The sequence below is a fragment of the Streptomyces sp. NBC_00388 genome (genome assembly GCF_036061255.1).
GTDB lineage: Bacteria > Actinomycetota > Actinomycetes > Streptomycetales > Streptomycetaceae > Streptomyces.
The window spans coordinates 5,717,501-5,737,670 of record NZ_CP107948.1 but is presented as its reverse complement, the minus strand read 5'-3'; the positions used below and the strand labels follow the sequence as shown (position 1 = coordinate 5,737,670).

Annotated in this window: 9 protein-coding genes, 1 tRNA gene and 2 rRNA genes (1 of these 12 only partly in view); 1 reads left to right on the top strand and 11 read right to left on the bottom strand. The window is 67.4% G+C overall.

Going from position 1 to position 20,170, the window contains the following annotated elements:
- Positions 1–11: 11 nt before the first annotated feature.
- From OG917_RS25715 to OG917_RS25685, 7 genes are all read right to left on the bottom strand, one after another.
- A complete protein-coding gene (locus OG917_RS25715; RefSeq protein ID WP_328319973.1) occupies positions 12–521 on the bottom strand; it encodes a CinA family protein in 510 nt (169 codons plus the stop codon).
- Positions 518–1,174, bottom strand: coding sequence for a CDP-diacylglycerol--glycerol-3-phosphate 3-phosphatidyltransferase (pgsA, locus tag OG917_RS25710; RefSeq protein WP_328319972.1), 657 nt, complete (start codon positions 1,172–1,174; stop codon positions 518–520). The genes OG917_RS25715 and pgsA overlap by 4 nt, the downstream gene beginning before the upstream one ends.
- Positions 1,171–2,634, bottom strand: coding sequence for a 30S ribosomal protein S12 methylthiotransferase RimO (gene rimO, locus OG917_RS25705; RefSeq protein WP_328319971.1), 1,464 nt, complete (start codon positions 2,632–2,634; stop codon positions 1,171–1,173). Before rimO ends, pgsA begins: the two co-directional genes overlap by 4 nt.
- A gap of 48 nt (positions 2,635–2,682) precedes the next feature.
- Complete coding sequence (locus OG917_RS25700; protein ID WP_328319970.1) at positions 2,683–3,492, bottom strand: helix-turn-helix domain-containing protein; 810 nt, start codon at positions 3,490–3,492, stop codon at positions 2,683–2,685.
- Between the two features lie 218 nt (positions 3,493–3,710).
- On the bottom strand, positions 3,711–6,521 hold the full coding sequence (locus tag OG917_RS25695) for a DNA translocase FtsK (protein ID WP_328319969.1): 2,811 nt from the start codon (positions 6,519–6,521) through the stop codon (positions 3,711–3,713).
- 147 nt (positions 6,522–6,668) lie between these two features.
- Complete coding sequence (locus OG917_RS25690) at positions 6,669–7,349, bottom strand: response regulator (protein WP_328319968.1); 681 nt, start codon at positions 7,347–7,349, stop codon at positions 6,669–6,671.
- A gap of 244 nt (positions 7,350–7,593) precedes the next feature.
- Positions 7,594–13,077 carry a HAMP domain-containing protein gene (locus tag OG917_RS25685; RefSeq protein ID WP_328319967.1) on the bottom strand — a complete coding sequence of 1,828 codons (5,484 nt, stop codon included), beginning with the start codon at positions 13,075–13,077 and terminating at the stop codon, positions 7,594–7,596.
- A gap of 262 nt (positions 13,078–13,339) precedes the next feature.
- On the opposite strand from OG917_RS25685, the gene OG917_RS25680 reads away from it, so the two are divergent.
- Positions 13,340–15,997 (top strand): SpoIIE family protein phosphatase, encoded by a 2,658-nt coding sequence (locus tag OG917_RS25680; RefSeq protein WP_328319966.1) that lies wholly within the window; start codon positions 13,340–13,342, stop codon positions 15,995–15,997.
- 50 nt (positions 15,998–16,047) lie between these two features.
- Here the strand turns inward: OG917_RS25680 and OG917_RS25675 are convergent.
- From OG917_RS25675 to OG917_RS25660, 4 genes are all read right to left on the bottom strand, one after another.
- Positions 16,048–16,120, bottom strand: a tRNA-Thr gene (locus OG917_RS25675).
- Between the two features lie 129 nt (positions 16,121–16,249).
- Positions 16,250–16,927, bottom strand: coding sequence for a DegT/DnrJ/EryC1/StrS family aminotransferase (locus tag OG917_RS25670; protein ID WP_328319965.1), 678 nt, complete (start codon positions 16,925–16,927; stop codon positions 16,250–16,252).
- Between the two features lie 96 nt (positions 16,928–17,023).
- Positions 17,024–17,140 (bottom strand): 5S ribosomal RNA (gene rrf, locus OG917_RS25665).
- A 78-nt stretch (positions 17,141–17,218) separates the two neighbouring features.
- A 23S ribosomal RNA gene (locus tag OG917_RS25660) occupies positions 17,219–20,170 on the bottom strand (it continues 172 nt past the right edge of the window).

Sequence of the window (20,170 nt, the reverse complement as noted above, 5' to 3'; positions counted from 1 at the left end):
GGCTGCAAACATCAATTCCCCCCGTTCTCTTCCGTATCCTGTGTCCGCGCATTCCCGCGGAGTTCATCGCAGAGCAGTCCGAGAACGCCCAGCACGCTCTCTCTACGGATTTCCGCCCGGTCCCCTTTCAACCGCAGCGAGACCAGATTGTCGCCGCCGTCCGGCCCGGAAACCGCGACATACACCGTGCCGACGGGCTGCCCGTCCTGCATGTCGGGGCCGGCCACACCGGTGGTGGCCATCCCCCAGTCCGCGCCCAGGACCCGTCGCACCCCGGCGGCCATCTGGCGGGCGACGTCCGGATCCACGGCGCCGCGTTCGGCCAGCAGAGCGCCGTCGACGCCGAGGATCTCCTGCTTGAGCGCCGTCGCGTAGGCCGTGAGGGACCCGCGGAAGACGCGGGAGGCCCCGGGGACGGAAGTGAGCTCTGCGGCCAGCAGACCGCCGGTCAGCGACTCGGCGACGGCGAGGGTCTCCCCCCGGTCCGCCAGAAGCTCCAGCACGCGGGCCGCTGCACTCACCGGGCGGCCCGTTCGGCCGCGAGACCCTTGCGCCGGGCGGTCACGGCCTGCTGCACGTAGTCGAGCCCGGTCACGACGGTCAGCACCACGGCCACCGCCATCACCCAGAACCGCATGGTCGCCAGCGGGCCGGTGAGGGCCAGGACGTACATCCCGGCCGCGGTCCCCTGCGCGAGCGTTTTGATCTTGCCCCCGCGACTGGCCGGAATGACCGCATGCCGGATCACCCAGAAGCGCATCAGGGTGATACCGACCTCACGGAAGAGGATCACACCCGTCACCCACCACGGCAGATCACCGAGGTACGAGAGGCAGATCAGCGCCGCCCCCATGATCGCCTTGTCGGCGATGGGGTCGGCGATCTTCCCGAAGTCGGTGACCAGGTTGTACGTGCGTGCCAGATGGCCGTCGAAGACATCCGTGATCATCGCGACGGCGAAGGCCGCCCAGGCGTACGCCCGCCAGACCGGGTCGTACCCGCCGTCGTGGAGCAGCAGCAGCACGAAACCCGGTACGAGCACCAGCCGCACCATGGTCAGCAGATTGGCGACGTTCCACAGGCTGGCCTGATTGACCACCGCAGCGCCCAGCTTTCCGGCGGGCGCCGGCTTGGCACCGGTACCGCCCGTAGCGGATGCCGGGACTCCGGTCATCTGGCTGCCTCCTCGCCAAGACATTCAGCCACCAGGTCGACGCCTTCGGTGGCGACCACCTTTGCCACGACCATACGGCCGGGCACGAGGCCCTCGCTTGCCGTGAACACCACCTGGCCGTCCGTCTCGGGCGCCTGGTGCGCTCCCCGGCCGACCGCGCCGTCCTCACCGTCCACCGACTCGACGAGCACGGAGAGGGTCTCACCCAGCCGCTCCTCGGCACGCTGCGCGGTGAGCTCCTCGGCGAGCCGCGAGATGTGTTCGAGCCGTTCGGCGATCACCTCGGCGTCCACCTTGTCCGCGTAGCCGACCGCCTCGGTACCGTCCTCGTCCGAGTAGCCGAAGACGCCGATGGCGTCGAGCCGCGCGCCGGTGAGGAAACGCTCCAGCTCGGCCAGATCGCTCTCGGTCTCGCCGGGGAAGCCCACGATGAAGTTGGAGCGAGCCCCGGCCTGCGGCGCCTTGCCGCGGATCGTGGAGAGCAGCTCCAGGAACCGGTCGGTGTCCCCGAAGCGGCGCATCGCGCGGAGCACACCGGGCGCCGAATGCTGGAAGGAGAGGTCGAAGTAGGGGGCGACCTTGGGCGTCGACGTGAGGACGTCGATGAGTCCGGGCCGCATCTCGGCGGGCTGCAGATAGCTGACCCTGATCCGCTCGATGCCCTCGACCTCGGCGAGCTCGGGCAGCAGCGTCTCCAGGAGCCGGATGTCGCCGAGGTCCTTGCCGTACGAGGTGTTGTTCTCGGAGACCAGCATGACCTCCTTGACACCCTGCTCGGCCAGCCAGCGCGTCTCGCCCAGCACATCGGAGGGGCGGCGCGAGATGAAGGAACCGCGGAAGGAGGGGATGGCACAGAACGAGCAGCGCCGGTCACACCCGGAAGCGAGCTTCACGGAGGCGACAGGACTGTTGCCGAGCCTGCGGCGCAGCGGTGCGCGCGGCCCGGAGACCGGGGCGACCCCTTCCGGCAGGTCCTCGGGCGGAGTGTCCTGCGCGTGGCCGGGGAGGGCCACACCGGACTTCTCCTGGCGCTCGGCCGGGCTGATCGGCAGCAGCTTGCGGCGGTCGCGCGGGGTGTGCGAGGCGTGGATCCCGCCGTTGAGAATGGTCTGGAGGCGGTCGGAGATGTCCGCGTAGTCGTCGAAGCCGAGGATCCCGTCCGCCTCGGGCAGCGCTTCGGCAAGATCCTTGCCGTACCGCTCGGCCATGCAGCCGACGGCTACGACGGCCTGCGTCCGGCCGTGATCCTTGAGATCGTTGGCTTCGAGCAGGGCGTCGACGGAGTCCTTCTTGGCGGCTTCGACGAATCCACAGGTGTTGACGACGGCCACATCCGCGGCGGCGGCGTCCTCGACGAGGTCCCAGCCGTCCGCTGCCAAGCGGCCTGCGAGCTCCTCCGAGTCCACCTCGTTACGGGCGCAGCCAAGAGTGACAAGGGCGACGGTACGGCGTTCGGGCATGGGCTCAAGACTACTTTGTCCCGGCCCACGCACATCGCCCGAGGGTGATCAGCCCGCCTCGGGGTCGCCCTTCGTGTAGGAAAGCCGCTCGACCTGACCGGTCTGGAAGTCGTTGTGGACGTCCTTGCCGTTCACGAAAAGCTGGATCGCGCCGGCGTTCCCGAGGATCAGATCGACCTGCTGCGCGTCCGTGAAGGTCTTGGACTCGCCCTTGGCCAGCACACCGTCGAAGAGCAGCTTCCCGTTGTGGGCCTTCGCGGAGATCCAGCTCTTGTCGTCGACGGCCGACAGCTTCACCGTCACCTTGTCCTTCGGCACCGCCGCGATAGCGCTGTCCGAGGCGGCGGGGGTGCTGGGCTTGGGGTCGGCGGGCTTGCTCGGGGCAGGACTGGCCGGCTTCGTCGCGGTCGTGGATCCTTCGGCGGCCTGCTTGCTGCCGCTGTCGCCGCTCCCGCCGGTGAACATGGTGAATCCGACGAAACCGACCACGGCGACGATCGCAGCGACCATCGCCGCGGTCCAGTTCGGACGGCGGCGCTCGGGCCTGATCCGTTCCGCGTCGAAGAGCGGCGCGACCGGGGTGGGCTCGGGACGGCCGCCGTGCTCCGCGTCGTACTGGCCGACCAGGGACGCCGGGTCGACGCCGACGGCGCGCGCCAGCGTGCGGATGTGACCGCGGGCGTACACGTCGCCGCCGCAGCGGGAGAAGTCGTCCTGCTCGATCGCGTGCACGATGGGGCCGCGCACCCGTGTGGCGGAGCTGACTTCTTCGACCGACAGGCCTGCGGCGATCCGGGCCTGGTGGAGGATGTGACCGATCGAAGGCCGGTCGTCCTGGGGGGAGTTGCCGATGGACACGGGGGCGCCTTTCGAGCGTGAGCCACCTGCTGGATGTTCAGTCTAGGGGGGCGGTGAAAGGGTGGGGCAACCTGAGCGCGCACTTTGTACGCCATCAGGTCGGCAAATCGCGGGACGACCCGCCGGGCGGTCCGGAGAACAACCCGACTGCGGGACCTCCCCTGCTGTCTCTCTCCAACTTGACGTACGACCGGGGGAAACGGTTGCCCTCCGTTCGGTCACGGCTGGGCCTCTCCGCGGATCACCGCGAGCACGCCGTCCATTTCCTCCGGTTTGACCATGACATCGCGGGCCTTCGAGCCCTCGCTCGGCCCGACGATGTTCCGCGACTCCATCAGATCCATGAGCCGGCCCGCCTTCGCGAATCCGACACGCAGTTTGCGCTGAAGCATCGATGTCGAACCGAACTGCGTCGATACGACCAGCTCGGCGGCCTGGCAGAGCAGATCGAGATCGTCGCCGATATCTCCGTCGATCTCCTTCTTCTTCGCTGTCCCGACCACCACGTCGTCCCGGAAGACGGGCGCCATCTGGTCCTTGCAGTGCTGGACGATCGCACCGACCTCCTCCTCCGTGACGAAGGCACCCTGCATACGGGTCGGTTTGTTCGCCCCCATGGGGAGGAAGAGCCCGTCGCCCTTGCCGATCAGCTTCTCGGCGCCGGGCTGGTCGAGGATGACCCGGCTGTCCGCGAGCGAGGAGGTCGCGAACGCGAGGCGCGACGGCACATTGGCCTTGATCAGACCGGTGACGACGTCGACCGACGGCCGCTGGGTGGCCAGCACCAGATGGATCCCGGCGGCGCGCGCCAGCTGGGTGATCCGGACGATGGAGTCCTCGACGTCCCGCGGGGCGACCATCATCAGGTCGGCGAGCTCGTCGACGATGACTAGCAGATACGGGTACGGCGAGAGCTCGCGCTCACTGCCCTCGGGCGCCTTGGCCTTGCCGCTGCGCACGGCCTGGTTGAAGTCGTCGATGTGCCGGTAGCCGTACGCGGCGAGGTCGTCGTACCGCAGGTCCATCTCACGCACGACCCACTGGAGCGCCTCGGCCGCGCGCTTGGGGTTGGTGATGATCGGCGTGATCAGGTGCGGGATCCCCTCGTACGCGGTGAGCTCGACCCGCTTGGGGTCGACCAGCACCATCCGTACGTCCTCGGGCGTCGCCCGCACCATCACCGAGGTGATCAGACAGTTGATGCAGGAGGACTTGCCCGAGCCCGTCGCACCGGCGACCAGGACGTGCGGCATCTTCGCGAGGTTGGCCATCACATAGCCGCCCTCGACGTCCTTGCCGAGCGCCACCAGCATCGGGTGGTCGTCCTCGGCCGCGTCCGCGAGGCGCAGTACGTCACCGAGGTTGACCATCTCCCGGTCGGTGTTCGGGATCTCGATGCCGACCGCGGACTTCCCCGGGATCGGGGAGATGATCCGCACATCCGGGCTGGCGACCGCGTAGGCGATGTTCTTGGTGAGCGCGGTGATCCGCTCGACCTTGACGGCGGGGCCCAGCTCCACCTCGTAGCGGGTGACGGTCGGACCGCGGGTGAAACCGGTGACGGACGCGTCGACCTTGAACTCCATGAAGACGTTCGACAGCGAGGCGACGACCGCGTCGTTGGCGGCGCTGCGTGTCTTGCCCGGGCCACCGCGCACCAGCAGGTCCAGCGAGGGCGGCGAGTAGGTGATGTCGCCGGAGAGCTGGAGCTGTTCGGCGCGGGACGGCATCGGCTGCGCGTCCGGCGGCTTCGGCGCCTTCTTCGTCAGGTCGGGTACGACCCCGCTCCCCCCGGCGGCGCCCGCCCCTTCAGCGCCCGTCCCTCCGGGCGTCCCGGTTCCCGCCGATTCACGGGCGGACGGCACGGGAGCCGACGGTGACGCCGACGGCGCCGGGGTGGCCTCGGGGCGCTCGCTGGAGACACTCTGGGACAGGTCGGCGACGAGCGGGGATGGCGGCAGCCCGTTCAGCACGGCCCCGTCCAGGGCGGCGGCAGCGGCGGCGGCGACATCCACGGCGTCCAGCGGCCGGCCGGGACCGGGCTGCACGGAAGGCCTCCGGGGCCTGCCGCGGCGCTTGGTGAGTGCCTGCTCCTCGGCGGCTTCGGCGTCGTAGACCTCGGAGGGTCCGCCGCGCTCCACGGCGGACCGGCGTCCGGCGGGCACCGCCTCACGCCACTGCTCCTCGTACCGTTCGTCGTCCCGCTCGCCGAACTCGTCGGCGGGTTCCGGGTCGACGATGCCCAGCCGGGCCCCGAGCGCCCGCAGCCGGTGCGGGATGGCGGTGACGGGAGTGGCGGTGACGACCAGCAGTCCGAAGACGGTGAGCAGCAGGAGCAGCGGCACGGCGAGGACATCGCCCATCAGGAAGACCAGCGGCTTGGACGCGGCCCAGCCGATGAGCCCGCCGGCGTCCTGCATGGCCGCTGTGCCGTCCCCGCGCCCGGGAGCGCCGCAGGCGATGTGGACCTGCCCGAGCACGCCGACGACCAGCGCGGAGAGGCCGATGACGATCCGCCCGTTCGCCTCGGGCCGCTCCGGGTGGAGGATCAGCCGTACGGCGACGGCGCCCAGCAGTATCGGGACGAGCAGGTCGAGCCGGCCGAAGGCGCCGGTGATCAGCATCTCGACGAGATCACCGACCGGGCCGTCCAGATTCGACCAGGTGCCGGCCGCGATGACGAGCGCGAGACCGAGGAGCAGCAGGGCCACCCCGTCCTTGCGATGGGCGGGGTCGAGGCCCTTCGCACCGCGTCCTATGCCGCGGAACATCGCGCCGACCCCGTGGGCGGCCCCGAGCCAGACGGCCCGCACGAGCCGGTAGACACCCCCGGTGGGGGACGGCGCCGGCCTCGGTGCGGGCCTCGCGGCGGCCTTCTTGGCCGGCGCCCGCTTCACGGGGACGGTCTTCTTCGCAGCGGTCTTCTTTGCCGGAGCTGCCTTCTTGGCAGGACCGGCGGTACGGCCGGCACGCGGTTTGGCGGTGCCCGCCGTGCCTGGGGAACCCTTGCCGGACGTACGTGAGGCCATGGGGCCGAGGTTACCTGTGTCCACGGCGGTGGACACGTGTGCTTACCGCTTCACCCGTTCGTGTCGCCCCCCAGGGCGCTGCTTCTTGACCCGTGGTGACGCTTGGTGACAGGCCCTCAGCGGGGGGGGCGGACGCCGGACAGCCCGTCAGTTCTGCGAGGGGAGCGCGGCGGCCGGGCCGCCCGTGCCGGGCTCCAGCGCGTCCAGAGCCCTGCGGAGACCGGTGAGTTTGCGCTCCAGGTGAGCCGCCGTGGCCACCGCGGCCGCATCCGCCGACTCGTCGTCGAGCTGCTTGGAGAGCGCCTCGGCCTGCTCCTCAACTGCCGCGAGCCGTGCGGACAGTTCGGCGAGCAGCCCGGCGGGCTCCCTGGAGTCACCGACGGCGGGGGCGCTGCCGTCGAGCTGGAGACGCAGCAGGGCCGCCTGCTCACGCAGTTGGCAGTTCTTCATGTAGAGCTCGACGAAGACCGACACCTTGGCGCGCAGCACCCAGGGGTCGAAGGGCTTCGAGATGTAGTCCACGGCCCCCGCGGCGTAACCCCGGAACGTGTGGTGCGGCCCGTGGTTGATCGCGGTGAGGAAGATGATCGGGATGTCCCGGGTCCGCTCCCGCCGCTTGATGTGCGCGGCGGTCTCGAAACCGTCCATGCCAGGCATCTGCACGTCCAGCAGAATCACTGCGAAATCATCCGTCAGCAGCGCTTTCAGCGCTTCCTCCCCGGACGATGCCCGTACCAGTGTCTGATCGAGCGCGGAGAGAATGGCCTCCAGCGCCAGCAGATTCTCCGGCCGGTCATCGACCAGGAGGATCTTGGCCTTCTGCACCATGGCCCGTCCTCCTCGTCCCGGCAGTGCACCGGGCGCCGCCCCAGGGGACAGCTCCGTAACGCCGTCCGTCCTTGTGCCGGTCATGGTAACCGCACCCCGCCTGTCGCCACACCCTGTCACCGCGATGTCACGGTGCCTGAGGAAGAAACGGGCCGGGGGACCAGAAGGTTCCCCGGATACGCCCGCCTCACACACCTTCGACCACAGTCGGTCAGTAACTCATAGAGATTCACTCATCAATCAATCACTCACCGCTCATCCACTGCTCCATCACCGTGAGCAAATGATCAGGATCCACGGGCTTGGTGACATAGTCGGAAGCACCGGATTCGATGGCCTTCTCCCGGTCGCCCTTCATCGCCTTCGCCGTGAGCGCGATGATGGGCAGCCCGGCGAACTGCGGCATCCTGCGGATCGCCGTCGTCGTCGCATAACCGTCCATCTCCGGCATCATGATGTCCATCAGAACGAGCGTCACGTCGTCGTGCTGTTCCAGCACTTCGATGCCCTCACGGCCGTTCTCCGCGTACAGCACCGCGAGACCGTGCTGTTCGAGGACGCTGGTGAGCGCGAAGACGTTACGGATGTCGTCGTCGACGATCAGCACCTTCTCGCCGTTGAACTGGAAGACCCTGCGCGGCTTGGGCTCCTGCTCGGGCTCCGCCACCCACGACTCGGGCTCCGCGGACGCCGCCTGTACGCCCGAGCTGGCGGGCAGCGCCGGCTGTCCGCCGGTCTGGCCCAGCGACCTGCGGCGCCGGCGGAACAGCTCCGCGGGGCCGCCCTGGCCGTCCGTGGGCGCCATACCGGCCGACGGGCCGATCGCCGCGCGCGCTCCCTCGCCTGCCCTGCCGCGGCTCTGCTCCAGGCCGCCCGGGGTCAGCTGCGGATACCCCTGGGGAGGCAGCTCGCTGGCGTGCAGCGGCAGATACAGCGTGAAGGTCGACCCGCGTCCCGGCTCGCTCGCCGCGTGGATCTCACCGCCGAGCAGCCGCGCGATCTCCCGGCTGATGGACAGCCCGAGCCCGGTCCCTCCGTACTTGCGGCTGGTGGTCCCGTCCGCCTGCTTGAACGCTTCGAAGATCACCCGCATCTTGCTCGCCGCGATACCGATCCCGGTATCGGTGACCGAGAAGGCGATCAGGTCCCCGTCCGCGTCGCGCAGGGAACCCGCTTCGAGCAGCTGCTCACGGATCGCGTTCGGCACGTTGGCGTTGGCAGGCCTGATGACCAGCTCCACCGCCCCGGTGTCGGTGAACTTCACCGCGTTGGAGAGGAGGTTCCGCAGCACCTGCAGCAGGCGCTGCTCGTCCGTGTGCAGCGTCGCGGGCAGTTCGGGCGAGACCCGTACGGAGAAGTCCAGCCCCTTCTCGGCCGTGAGCGGCCGGAAGGTGGCCTCCACGTAATCGACGAGCTGGACCAGCGCGATCCGCGTCGGGCTGACGTCCATCTTGCCCGCCTCGACCTTGGACAGATCCAGGATGTCGTTGATCAGCTGGAGCAGATCCGAACCCGCTCCGTGGATCGTCTCCGCGAACTCCACCTGCTTGGGAGAGAGATTCCCCTCGGCATTGTCGGCGAGCAGCTTGGCGAGGATCAGCAGCGAATTCAGCGGTGTGCGCAGCTCGTGCGACATGTTCGCCAGGAACTCGGACTTGTAGCGCATCGAGACGGCAAGCTGCTCGGCACGCTCCTCCAGGACCTGCCTGGCCTCCTCGATCTCGGTGTTCTTCACCTCGATGTCGCGGTTCTGCTGGGCCAGCAGTTCGGCCTTCTCCTCCAGTTCGGCGTTGGAGGCCTGAAGTGCCTTCTGCCGGTTCTCCAGTTCGGCAGAACGCTCCCGCAACTGCTCGGTCAGCTCCTGCGACTGCTTGAGCAGCACCTCGGTCTTCGAGTTGACGCTGATCGTGTTGACGCTCGTCGCGATCATTTCGGCGATCTGGTTGAGGAAGTCCTTCTGGATATGGGTGAAGGGCTGGAAGGAAGCCAGCTCGATCACCCCGAGGACCTTCCCGTCGAAGAGCACCGGCAGCACGATCACATGGGCGGGCGGCGCCTCGCCCAGCCCCGACGAGATCTTCAGGTACCCCGGCGGCACGTTCTCCACCAGGATGGTGCGCTTCTCCTCGGCGGCCGTGCCGATGAGCGTCTCCCCCGGCCGGAACGTCGTCGGCATGGAGCCGGCGGAGTAGCCGTAACTGCCGTGCATCCGCAGCTCGTACGCGTTCTCGGAGCCCGCGCCGTTCTCCGCGGCCGAGCCGCTGGGCATCGCCAGGAAGAACGCGCCGTGCTGGGCCGAGACGACCGGCGTGAGCTCGCTCATGATGAGCGACGCCACGTCCACCAGCTCCCTGCGTCCCTGCATGAGACCGGAGATACGGGCCAGGTTGCCCTTGAGCCAGTCCTGCTCCTTGTTGGCGACCGTGGTGTCACGCAGGTTGGCGATCATTGTGTTGATGTTGTCCTGGAGCGCCTGGATCTCCCCGGCCGCGTCCACGTCGATCTTGAGATTGAGATCACCGCGGGTCACCGCGGTGGCCACGGCCGCGATGGCGCGCACCTGACGGGTCAGGTTCCCTGCCATCTCGTTCACCGACTCGGTCAGGTCGCGCCACGTGCCGTCCACGTCACGCACCCGCGCCTGCCCGCCCAGCTGGCCCTCGGTGCCCACCTCGCGGGCCACCCGGGTCACCTGCTCGGCGAAGCTCGACAGCTGGTCGACCATCGTGTTGATGGTGGTCTTCAGCTCCAGGATCTCGCCCTGGGCGTCGATGTCGATCTTCTTCGTCAGGTCGCCCTTGGCGATGGCCGTCGTGACCGTGGCGATCTGGCGCACCTGCCCGGTCAGGTTGGACGCCATCGAGTTCACCGACTCGGTGAGGTCCTTCCACGTACCGGAGACCCCCGGCACCCGCGCCTGGCCACCGAGCGAGCCGTCCGTACCCACCTCACGCGCCACCCGCGTCACCTCGTCCGCGAACGAGGACAGCGTCGTCACCATGGTGTTGACGGTGTCCGCGAGCTGCGCGACCTCGCCGCGCGCCTCCACGGTCACCTTCTTGGTCAGATCGCCGTTGGCGACCGCGGTGGCGACCTGCGCGATGTTCCGGACCTGGCTGGTCAGGTTGTTGGCCATCAGGTTCACGTTGTCGCTGAGGTCTTCCCAGATCCCGGTGACCCCGCGCACCCGGGCCTGCCCGCCCAGGATGCCCTCGGTACCGACCTCACGCGCGACGCGGGTGACCTGCTCGGCGAACGACGACAGCTGGTCGACCATCGTGTTGACGGTGGTGACGAGTTCGAGGATCTCGCCCTTGGCGTCGACGGTGATCTTCTTCGACAGGTCGCCCTTGGCGACCGCGGTGGTCACCTCGGCGATGTTCCGCACCTGCGAGGTCAGGTTGTTCGCCATGAAGTTGACGGACTGGGTGAGGTCCTTCCACGTACCGGAGACCCCCTGGACCTCCGCCTGCCCGCCCAGGATCCCCTCGGTGCCCACCTCGCGAGCGACCCGCGTGACCTGCTCGGCGAACGACGACAGCTGGTCGACCATCGTGTTCAGGGTGTTCTTGAGCTCCAGGATCTCGCCGCGCGCGTCCACGTCGATCTTCTGCGACAGGTCACCGCGGGCCACCGCGGTCGCGACCTGCGCGATGTTGCGGACCTGAGCGGTGAGGTTGCCCGCCATCCCGTTCACGGAGTCGGTCAGATCGCGCCAGACCCCGGCCACCCCCGGTACCTGTGCCTGGCCGCCGAGCCGCCCGTCCGTACCGACCTCGCGGGCGACCCTGGTCACCTGCTCGGCGAAGGCGGAGAGCTGGTCGACCATCGTGTTGATGGTGTTCTTCAGCTCCAGGATCTCGCCGCGCGCATCCACGTCGATCTTCTGCGACAGGTCGCCCCGGGCCACCGCGGTGGTCACCTGGGCGATCTGCCGGACCTGCGACGTGAGGTTGCCCGCCATGAAGTTGACGGAGTCGGTGAGCTCCTTCCACGTGCCGCTGACGCCGTCCACCCGGGCCTGCCCGCCGAGGCGGCCCTCCGTGCCCACGTCACGCGCCATCCGTGTCACCTGGTCGGCGAAGGAGGAGAGCTGCGCCACCATCGTGTTGACGGTGTTCTTCAGCTCCAGCATCTCGCCGGCCACATCCACCGTGACCTTCTGCGACAGATCGCCGTTGGCGACCGCCGTGGTGACCTGCGCGATGTCGCGCACCTGCCCGGTGAGGTTGCGGAAGGCCGTGTTCACCGAGTCGGTGAGGTCCTTCCAGGTCCCCGCGGCACCCGGCACCTCGGCCTGCCCGCCGAGACGGCCCTCGACGCCGACCTCGCGCGCCACCCGGGTCACCTCGGAACCGAAGGACTGCAGCTGGTCCACCATGGTGTTCACGGTGTTCTTCAGCTCCAGCATCTCGCCGGCCACATCCACCGTGACCTTCTGCGACATGTCGCCGTTGGCGACCGCCGTGGTCACCTGCGCGATGTCCCGCACCTGTGTCGTCAGGTTGCGGAAGACGGTGTTGACGGAGTCGGTCAGGTCCTTCCACGTGCCCGCGGCGCCCGGCACCTGCGCCTGGCCGCCCAGCAGGCCCTCGGCACCGACCTCACTGGCCACCCGGGTCACTTCGTCCGCGAAGGTGCGCAGCGTCTCGGTCATCTGGTTGATGGTCTCGGCGAGCTGGGCGACCTCGCCGCGCGCGCTCACCGTGACCTTCTGCGAGAGGTCGCCGCTGGCGACGGCCGTGGTGACCTCCGCGATACCGCGCACCTGTGACGTCAGGTTCCCGGCCATCGTGTTCACCGAGTCGGTGAGGTCCTTCCACACGCCGGCCACCCCCGGCACGGCCGCCTGGCCGCCGAGCTCACCCTCCGTACCCACCTCACGCGCGACCCGGGTCACCTCGGACGAGAACGAGGACAGCTGGTCGACCATCGTGTTCACGGTGTTCTTCAGCTGGAGCATCTCGCCCGCCACATGGACGGTGACCTTGCGTGACAGATCGCCCCGGGCCACGGCGGTCGTGACGAGAGCAATGTCACGCACCTGCGCCGTCAGCCGGTACGCCATCGTGTTCACCGAGTCGGTGAGGCCCTTCCACGAGCCGGACATCCCGCGCACCTGGGCCTGACCGCCCAGCTTGCCCTCGGTACCGACCTCAAGTGCGACCCGCGTCACCTCGTCGGTGAACGCCGACAACTGGTCGACCAGGTTGTTGACCGTACGGGCGACCTTGAGGAATTCGCCGCGCAGCGGCCGCTCCACGCCGTCCATGGCCTGCGACCGCAGGTCCATCCGCTGTTCGAGGTCGCCCTCGGCCACCGCCGACAGCACCCTGCCGACCTCGGAGACCGGCCGCGCGAGATCGTCCACCAGTTCGTTGGCCGCGTCGATCGCGACGGCCCAGGAGCCCTCCAGGGCCCCCGTCTCCAGCCTCTCGGTGAGCTTGCCCTCACGGCCCACCATCCGGCGCACCCGGGCGACCTCGCCCGTCAGATGGAGATTCCGGTCCGCGACCTCGTTGAAGACAGCCGCGATCTCGGCCATCGTGCCGTCGCCCGAGACCGTCAGCCGCCGCCGGAAGTTCCCGTCCCGCATCGCGGCCAGAGCGGTCAGCAGTCTGCCCAGGGCAGCGGTATCCACTTCAGTTGTCCCGTGGTGTCGCTTTTTTGGCGACTGTCCGCTTTTTGCGCGCGTGTTCTTGTCACGCGCCGCCGTGCCAGACTCCACCGTGTCCCTCCCGCAGGGGTTGGCCGTACTGCCCGGGCTGTACCGAGAAGCTTGCCCAGTGTTTCACCATGGCAGGACCAGGCCATAACAGTTCGGCAGCTTTGCATACCGTCCCCGCCCACTGAAGGCGGAAACCCTGTGACCGGCATCCGCACGGACCGCGAAGGTAAGTAACCTGGCATCCGGCTGTCCAACCGTCCCGGTCCGCCCGGCGGGGGCGGAGGCACCAGTACTACCACCGGGCAGCGAGGGGCGGGCCGACATGGCAGAGCCGGGCGTCGAGACGCGTACGAGGAGTTCTGTGATCACCGCGCGGGCGGCTGCCAGTTTCGAACCGGTCGGACGGTCGGTAGCGACCGCCCGCACCTTTGTCCGTGACACCCTCCAGGGGTGGGGGTACTCGGACGTCGTGGACGACGCCGTGGTCCTCACCAGCGAGCTGGTCACCAACGCGGTGGTCCACGCGGGCACCAACGCCGAGGTCCTGTGCCTGCGGACCGAGGACAGCGTCAGGGTGGAAGTCGCCGACCACTACCCGGAGCGCGAAGTCCCGCTCCAGGGCAGCGGACAGTCGTTCGGCAGCCCCGACCGGGAGGGCGGCCGCGGACTGCTGCTCTGCGCGGCGCTCGCCTCCCGATGGGGCGTCGACTACACGCCCACCCAGAAACAGGTGTGGTTCCAACTCGACCTGCCGCAGCGCCCGGTCGGCGCCCGGTCGGCGGGCCCGCTGCTCCCGGTCGAGCTCCTCCCGGTGACCGACGGTCGCGTCCGCGTGGCGGTGATCCAGATCGACGGGACCGGCGCCGTCTCCTCCTGGAACGAGGACGCGACGGAGCTCTTCGGCCACCCCGCGGACCAGGTCGTCGGCAAGCAGCTCACCGACTTCGCCGCCTGGCCGCACACCCCGGGCACCGGCACCGGAATCGCCGACGCCCTCCTGCTGTCGCGCTGGGAGGGCAGTTACGGCATCCGGACCGCCGACAACAGAGTCGTCCCCGTCTACGCCGCGCATCTGCGCGTCCGCGACGCACAGGGCGAACCGAGCACCGTCTGCCTGCTGGTCAACGACTACGAGCGGGCGGTCCTCCAGACACCGGCCCGCACCCCGAAGAACGACGCGAACTCCTTCGCCGACCACCGCACCGCCGACCCGTTCGAAGTCTTCATCGGCTCCCCCGCCCCCGACGATCTCGACGGCCTCCTCCAGCGCACCGTGGAGCGCGCGCGGGACATGCTCGACGCCGACGCGGCGTTCCTGCTGCTCGCGACGGACGACGAGACGGAGCTGGAGGTACGGGCCACCACGGGGCTGCCCTCCGCCCGCCAGCGGTTCGCCCGGGTCCCGGTCGAGGCCGGCACCGGACGGTACGGATCGGCGCGGATGCCGGCCGTCCACGAGGACCTGGCGGCCGTGCCCGGCGCCGTACCCCTGCTGAACGGCACGGGCATGCGCTCGGTCGTCACCGTCCCGCTCAAGGTCGAGGGCCGCCTCACCGGATCCCTGGGCGTCTCCACGGAGGCCCCCGGCCGGTACTCCAACGAGCAGGCGCTGCGCCTGCAGTTCGCCGCCGACCGCATCGCCCTCGCCGTGGAGTCGGCCCGGCTGGGCGAGCTGGAGAAGCTGCGCCGCGGCTCCCTCTCCTTCCTCGTCGAGGCGTCCGACCTGCTGGCGGGCACCCTCGACCGCGATCAGACCCTGGCGCTGATGGCCCAGATGACCGTGCCGACCCTGGCCGCCTGGTGCGCCGTCTACACGATCGCCGACCAGTCGTCCGAGCCGTACCTCTCCTATGTGCTGCACGAGGACGAGGAGCGCATCGACGGACTCAAGGCCCTGCTCTCGCGCATCAGCCCGCCCGAGCCTGTGCCCACCCCGGGCGCCAGGAGCTGGGCGGCCCCCGGCGAGGCGGCGCACCAGGCGGCGCTGACCTCGTCCATGCGCAGCCTCGGTCTCGGGTCGAGCCCGGCGCTCGGGTCCGGCATCGGCACCACACTCGCCACGGCCGCCGCCGTCGGCGGTGAGACCGTGGTGCTCCCGCTGGTGGCCCGCAACCGCGTCATCGGCATGCTCACCCTCGGCAAACCCTCCGACGACCACTTCCGCCAGGAGATCCTGGAGCTCGCCGAAGATCTCTCGCGCAGGGCGGCACTCGCGCTCGACAACGCCCGCCTCTACTCGGAGCGCACCGCCATCAGCCAGGCGCTGCAGCGCAGCCTGCTGCCGCCGGGCCTGCCGGATGTGCCCAATGTCGAGGTGGAGGTCATCTACCGGGCGGCCGGCGAGGGCAACGAGGTCGGCGGTGACTTCTACGACCTCTTCCCGATCCGGGACGGCGCCTACGGCTTCGCCATCGGTGACGTCTGCGGTACGGGCCCGGAGGCGGCTGCCGTCACCGGCCTGGCCCGCCACGCCCTGCGGCTCCTCGCCCGGGAGGGGTTCAGCGGCCCCGCCGTCCTGGAGCGGCTCAACGCCGCGATCCTCGACGAGGGCGCGCGCAGCCGCTTCCTGACTCTCCTCTACGGCGAGCTGTGGCCGCAGGAGGACGGCAGCGCCCTACTCAAGGTCGTCTGCGCCGGGCACCCGCTCCCGCTGCGCCTGCGGCAGGACGGCACCGTGGAGTCCGCGGCGGAGCCACAGCCGCTGCTGGGCGTCATGGAGGACCTGGAGCTGTACGAGCAGACGGTGACACTCGAACCTGGCGACGTGCTGCTCTGCGTCACGGACGGCGTCACGGAGCGCCGCGAGGGCACCCGGATGCTCGGCGACGACGGCCTCGCCGACGTCCTCAGTACCTGCACCGGTCTGACCGCGGGCGCGGTGGCCGGCCGCATTCTGCGCGCGGTGGAGCGTTTCGCCGCCGAACCGGCCTCGGACGACATGGCGATCCTGGCCATGCGTGTGCCCGAGCCGCCCAAGTAGCCACCGACGCGAAAGGCCCCCGCCAACCGGCGGGGGCCTTTCGGTGTGAGAGCCCCAATACGGAATCGAACCGTAGACCTTCTCCTTACCATGGAGACGCTCTACCGACTGAGCTATTGGGGCGCAGCAACGAGATCGATCATACCCGAAGTCCGGCGGTGCTTCGCGCCACCCCACTCGGTCCGTGCCGCGCTCGGCTCTGCTCCAAGCGGCCTGATCAGAGGGCTCGTTGCGCAGCAGCGGGATCATCGCTCAGAAGGCCGGCTGGAGCAGGCCCCCGAGCGCGTTGCAGGAGGAGACCATCCGCTGCAGCTCCCGCCGGCGCAACGAGCCGTGCACCGGAAGTGCGAGCGTCTCGTCGGCGGCCCGCTCGGTCTCGGGCAGGCGCACACCGCGGCGGAAGGCCGGCATGCGGTGAACGGGCGTCGGCACCGGCACCTCGCACCCCACTCCCCTGCGGCGCAGAGCCTGGGCGAAAGCGTCGCGGTCGGGCCGTCCGTTGCCCGGCACACGCACCACGTAACGCTGGTACGTGTGGGCGGCGTTCGCGACCGGCGTCCGTACCCCGGTCAGCCGGTCGCCCAGATAGGCCGCGTGTGAACGGCGTTGCCCGACTTCATCCGGTGCGGCGACGGCTTCCCCGGGCCCGACGACCAGCAGCCCGTGCCGGCGCCCGAGTTCACCGATCCTCGCCATGTCCGGCGGGTGCCCGAAGGCGGAGACCGCCACGACAGCGGTGGTACGTGAGGTGAGTACGGCGGCGACCGCGTCCGGGTCGAGGCAGTAACTCTCAGGATCTATGTCGGCGAACACGGGCCGGGCTCCGGCCATCACCACGGCCGCGGCCGCTTCGGCGTCACCGTACGCCGACAGGACGACCTCGTCGCCGACCCGGATGCCTGCTGACTTCAGGAACCTCGCGGTACTCATGCCTGCATGCTGCGCGCCGGACGTGAACACCAAGTGACAGGGCATAAAAAAACGTCGGCCCCTGAACCGAAGTTCAGGGGCCGACGTTGAAAAATTGTTCGGCGGCGTCCTACTCTCCCACAGGGTCCCCCCTGCAGTACCATCGGCGCTGAAAGGCTTAGCTTCCGGGTTCGGAATGTAACCGGGCGTTTCCCTAACGCAATGACCACCGAAACACTATGAAACTAACCAACACCGGATACAACACGGTCGTTCGTTATTTCAGAACTAACACAGTGGACGCGAGCAACTGAGGACAAGCCCTCGGCCTATTAGTACCAGTCAGCTCCACCCGTTACCGGGCTTCCACATCTGGCCTATCAACCCAGTCGTCTACTGGGAGCCTTAACCCCTCAAAGGGGGTGGGAATACTCATCTCGAAGCAGGCTTCCCGCTTAGATGCTTTCAGCGGTTATCCTTTCCGAACGTAGCCAACCAGCCATGCCCTTGGCAGGACAACTGGCACACCAGAGGTTCGTCCGTCCCGGTCCTCTCGTACTAGGGACAGCCCTTCTCAATATTCCTACGCGCGCAGAGGATAGGGACCGAACTGTCTCACGACGTTCTAAACCCAGCTCGCGTACCGCTTTAATGGGCGAACAGCCCAACCCTTGGGACCGACTCCAGCCCCAGGATGCGACGAGCCGACATCGAGGTGCCAAACCATCCCGTCGATATGGACTCTTGGGGAAGATCAGCCTGTTATCCCCGGGGTACCTTTTATCCGTTGAGCGACAGCGCTTCCACAAGCCACTGCCGGATCACTAGTCCCGACTTTCGTCCCTGCTCGACCCGTCGGTCTCACAGTCAAGCTCCCTTGTGCACTTACACTCAACACCTGATTGCCAACCAGGCTGAGGGAACCTTTGGGCGCCTCCGTTACTCTTTAGGAGGCAACCGCCCCAGTTAAACTACCCATCAGACACTGTCCCTGATCCGGATCACGGACCGAGGTTAGACATCCAGCACGACCAGAGTGGTATTTCAACGACGACTCCACAACCACTGGCGTGGCCGCTTCAAAGTCTCCCACCTATCCTACACAAGCCGAACCGAACACCAATATCAAACTGTAGTAAAGGTCCCGGGGTCTTTCCGTCCTTCTGCGCGAAACGAGCATCTTTACTCGTAGTGCAATTTCACCGGGCCTATGGTTGAGACAGTCGAGAAGTCGTTACGCCATTCGTGCAGGTCGGAACTTACCCGACAAGGAATTTCGCTACCTTAGGATGGTTATAGTTACCACCGCCGTTTACTGGCGCTTAAGTTCTCAGCTTCGCAACCCCGAAAGATCACTAACCGGTCCCCTTAACGTTCCAGCACCGGGCAGGCGTCAGTCCGTATACATCGCCTTACGGCTTCGCACGGACCTGTGTTTTTAGTAAACAGTCGCTTCTCGCTGGTCTCTGCGGCCACCCCCAGCTCACTGTGTAAAACAGATCACCAGGAATGGCCCCCCTTCTCCCGAAGTTACGGGGGCATTTTGCCGAGTTCCTTAACCATAGTTCACCCGAACGCCTCGGTATTCTCTACCTGACCACCTGAGTCGGTTTAGGGTACGGGCCGCCATGAAACTCGCTAGAGGCTTTTCTCGACAGCATAGGATCATCCACTTCACCACAATCGGCTCGGCATCAGGTCTCACCCCATGTGCCATCCGGATTTACCTGGATGACGGGCTACACCCTTACCCCGGGACAACCACCGCCCGGGCTGGACTACCTTCCTGCGTCACCCCATCGCTTACCTACTACCACCTTGGTTCAGCGGCTCCACCACTTCCCTTTGCCCGAAGGCTCCAGGACGGCTTCACGGCCTTAGCATCAGAGGATTCAGTATTGGGCGTTTCAAAGCGGGTACCGGAATATCAACCGGTTGTCCATCGACTACGCCTGTCGGCCTCGCCTTAGGTCCCGACTTACCCTGGGCAGATCAGCTTGACCCAGGAACCCTTAGTCAATCGGCGCACACGTTTCTCACGTGTGTATCGCTACTCATGCCTGCATTCTCACTCGTGAACCGTCCACAACTCGCTTCCGCGGCTGCTTCACCCGGCACACGACGCTCCCCTACCCATCCCAGCGGGCGTTGGCCCTATTGCTGAAATGACACGACTTCGGCGGTACGCTTGAGCCCCGCTACATTGTCGGCGCGGAATCACTTGACCAGTGAGCTATTACGCACTCTTTCAAGGATGGCTGCTTCTAAGCCAACCTCCTGGTTGTCTCTGCGACTCCACATCCTTTTCCACTTAGCGTACGCTTAGGGGCCTTAGTCGATGCTCTGGGCTGTTTCCCTCTCGACCATGGAGCTTATCCCCCACAGTCTCACTGCCGCGCTCTCACTTACCGGCATTCGGAGTTTGGCTAAGGTCAGTAACCCGGTAGGGCCCATCGCCTATCCAGTGCTCTACCTCCGGCAAGAAACACACGACGCTGCACCTAAATGCATTTCGGGGAGAACCAGCTATCACGGAGTTTGATTGGCCTTTCACCCCTAACCACAGGTCATCCCCCAGGTTTTCAACCCTGGTGGGTTCGGTCCTCCACGACCTCTTACAGCCGCTTCAACCTGCCCATGGCTAGATCACTCCGCTTCGGGTCTAGAGCGTGCAACTCAAACGCCCTATTAGGACTCGCTTTCGCTACGGCTTCCCCACACGGGTTAACCTCGCTACACACCGCTAACTCGCAGGCTCATTCTTCAAAAGGCACGCAGTCACGACTGACCGTACAAGTACGGCCAGCGACGCTCCCACGGCTTGTAGGCACACGGTTTCAGGTACTATTTCACTCCGCTCCCGCGGTACTTTTCACCATTCCCTCACGGTACTATCCGCTATCGGTCACCAGGGAATATTTAGGCTTAGCGGGTGGTCCCGCCAGATTCACACGGGATTTCTCGGGCCCCGTGCTACTTGGGAGTCACACAAGCAAGCCGTTGATGTTTCAGCTACGGGGGTCTTACCCTCTACGCCGGACCTTTCGCATGTCCTTCGCCTACACCAACGGTTTCTGACTTGCCCAACAGCCGGCAGACTGTTGAAGTGCAATCCCACAACCCCGCATGCGCAACCCCTGCCGGGTATCACACACATACGGTTTGGCCTCATCCGGTTTCGCTCGCCACTACTCCCGGAATCACGGTTGTTTTCTCTTCCTGAGGGTACTGAGATGTTTCACTTCCCCTCGTTCCCTCCACATG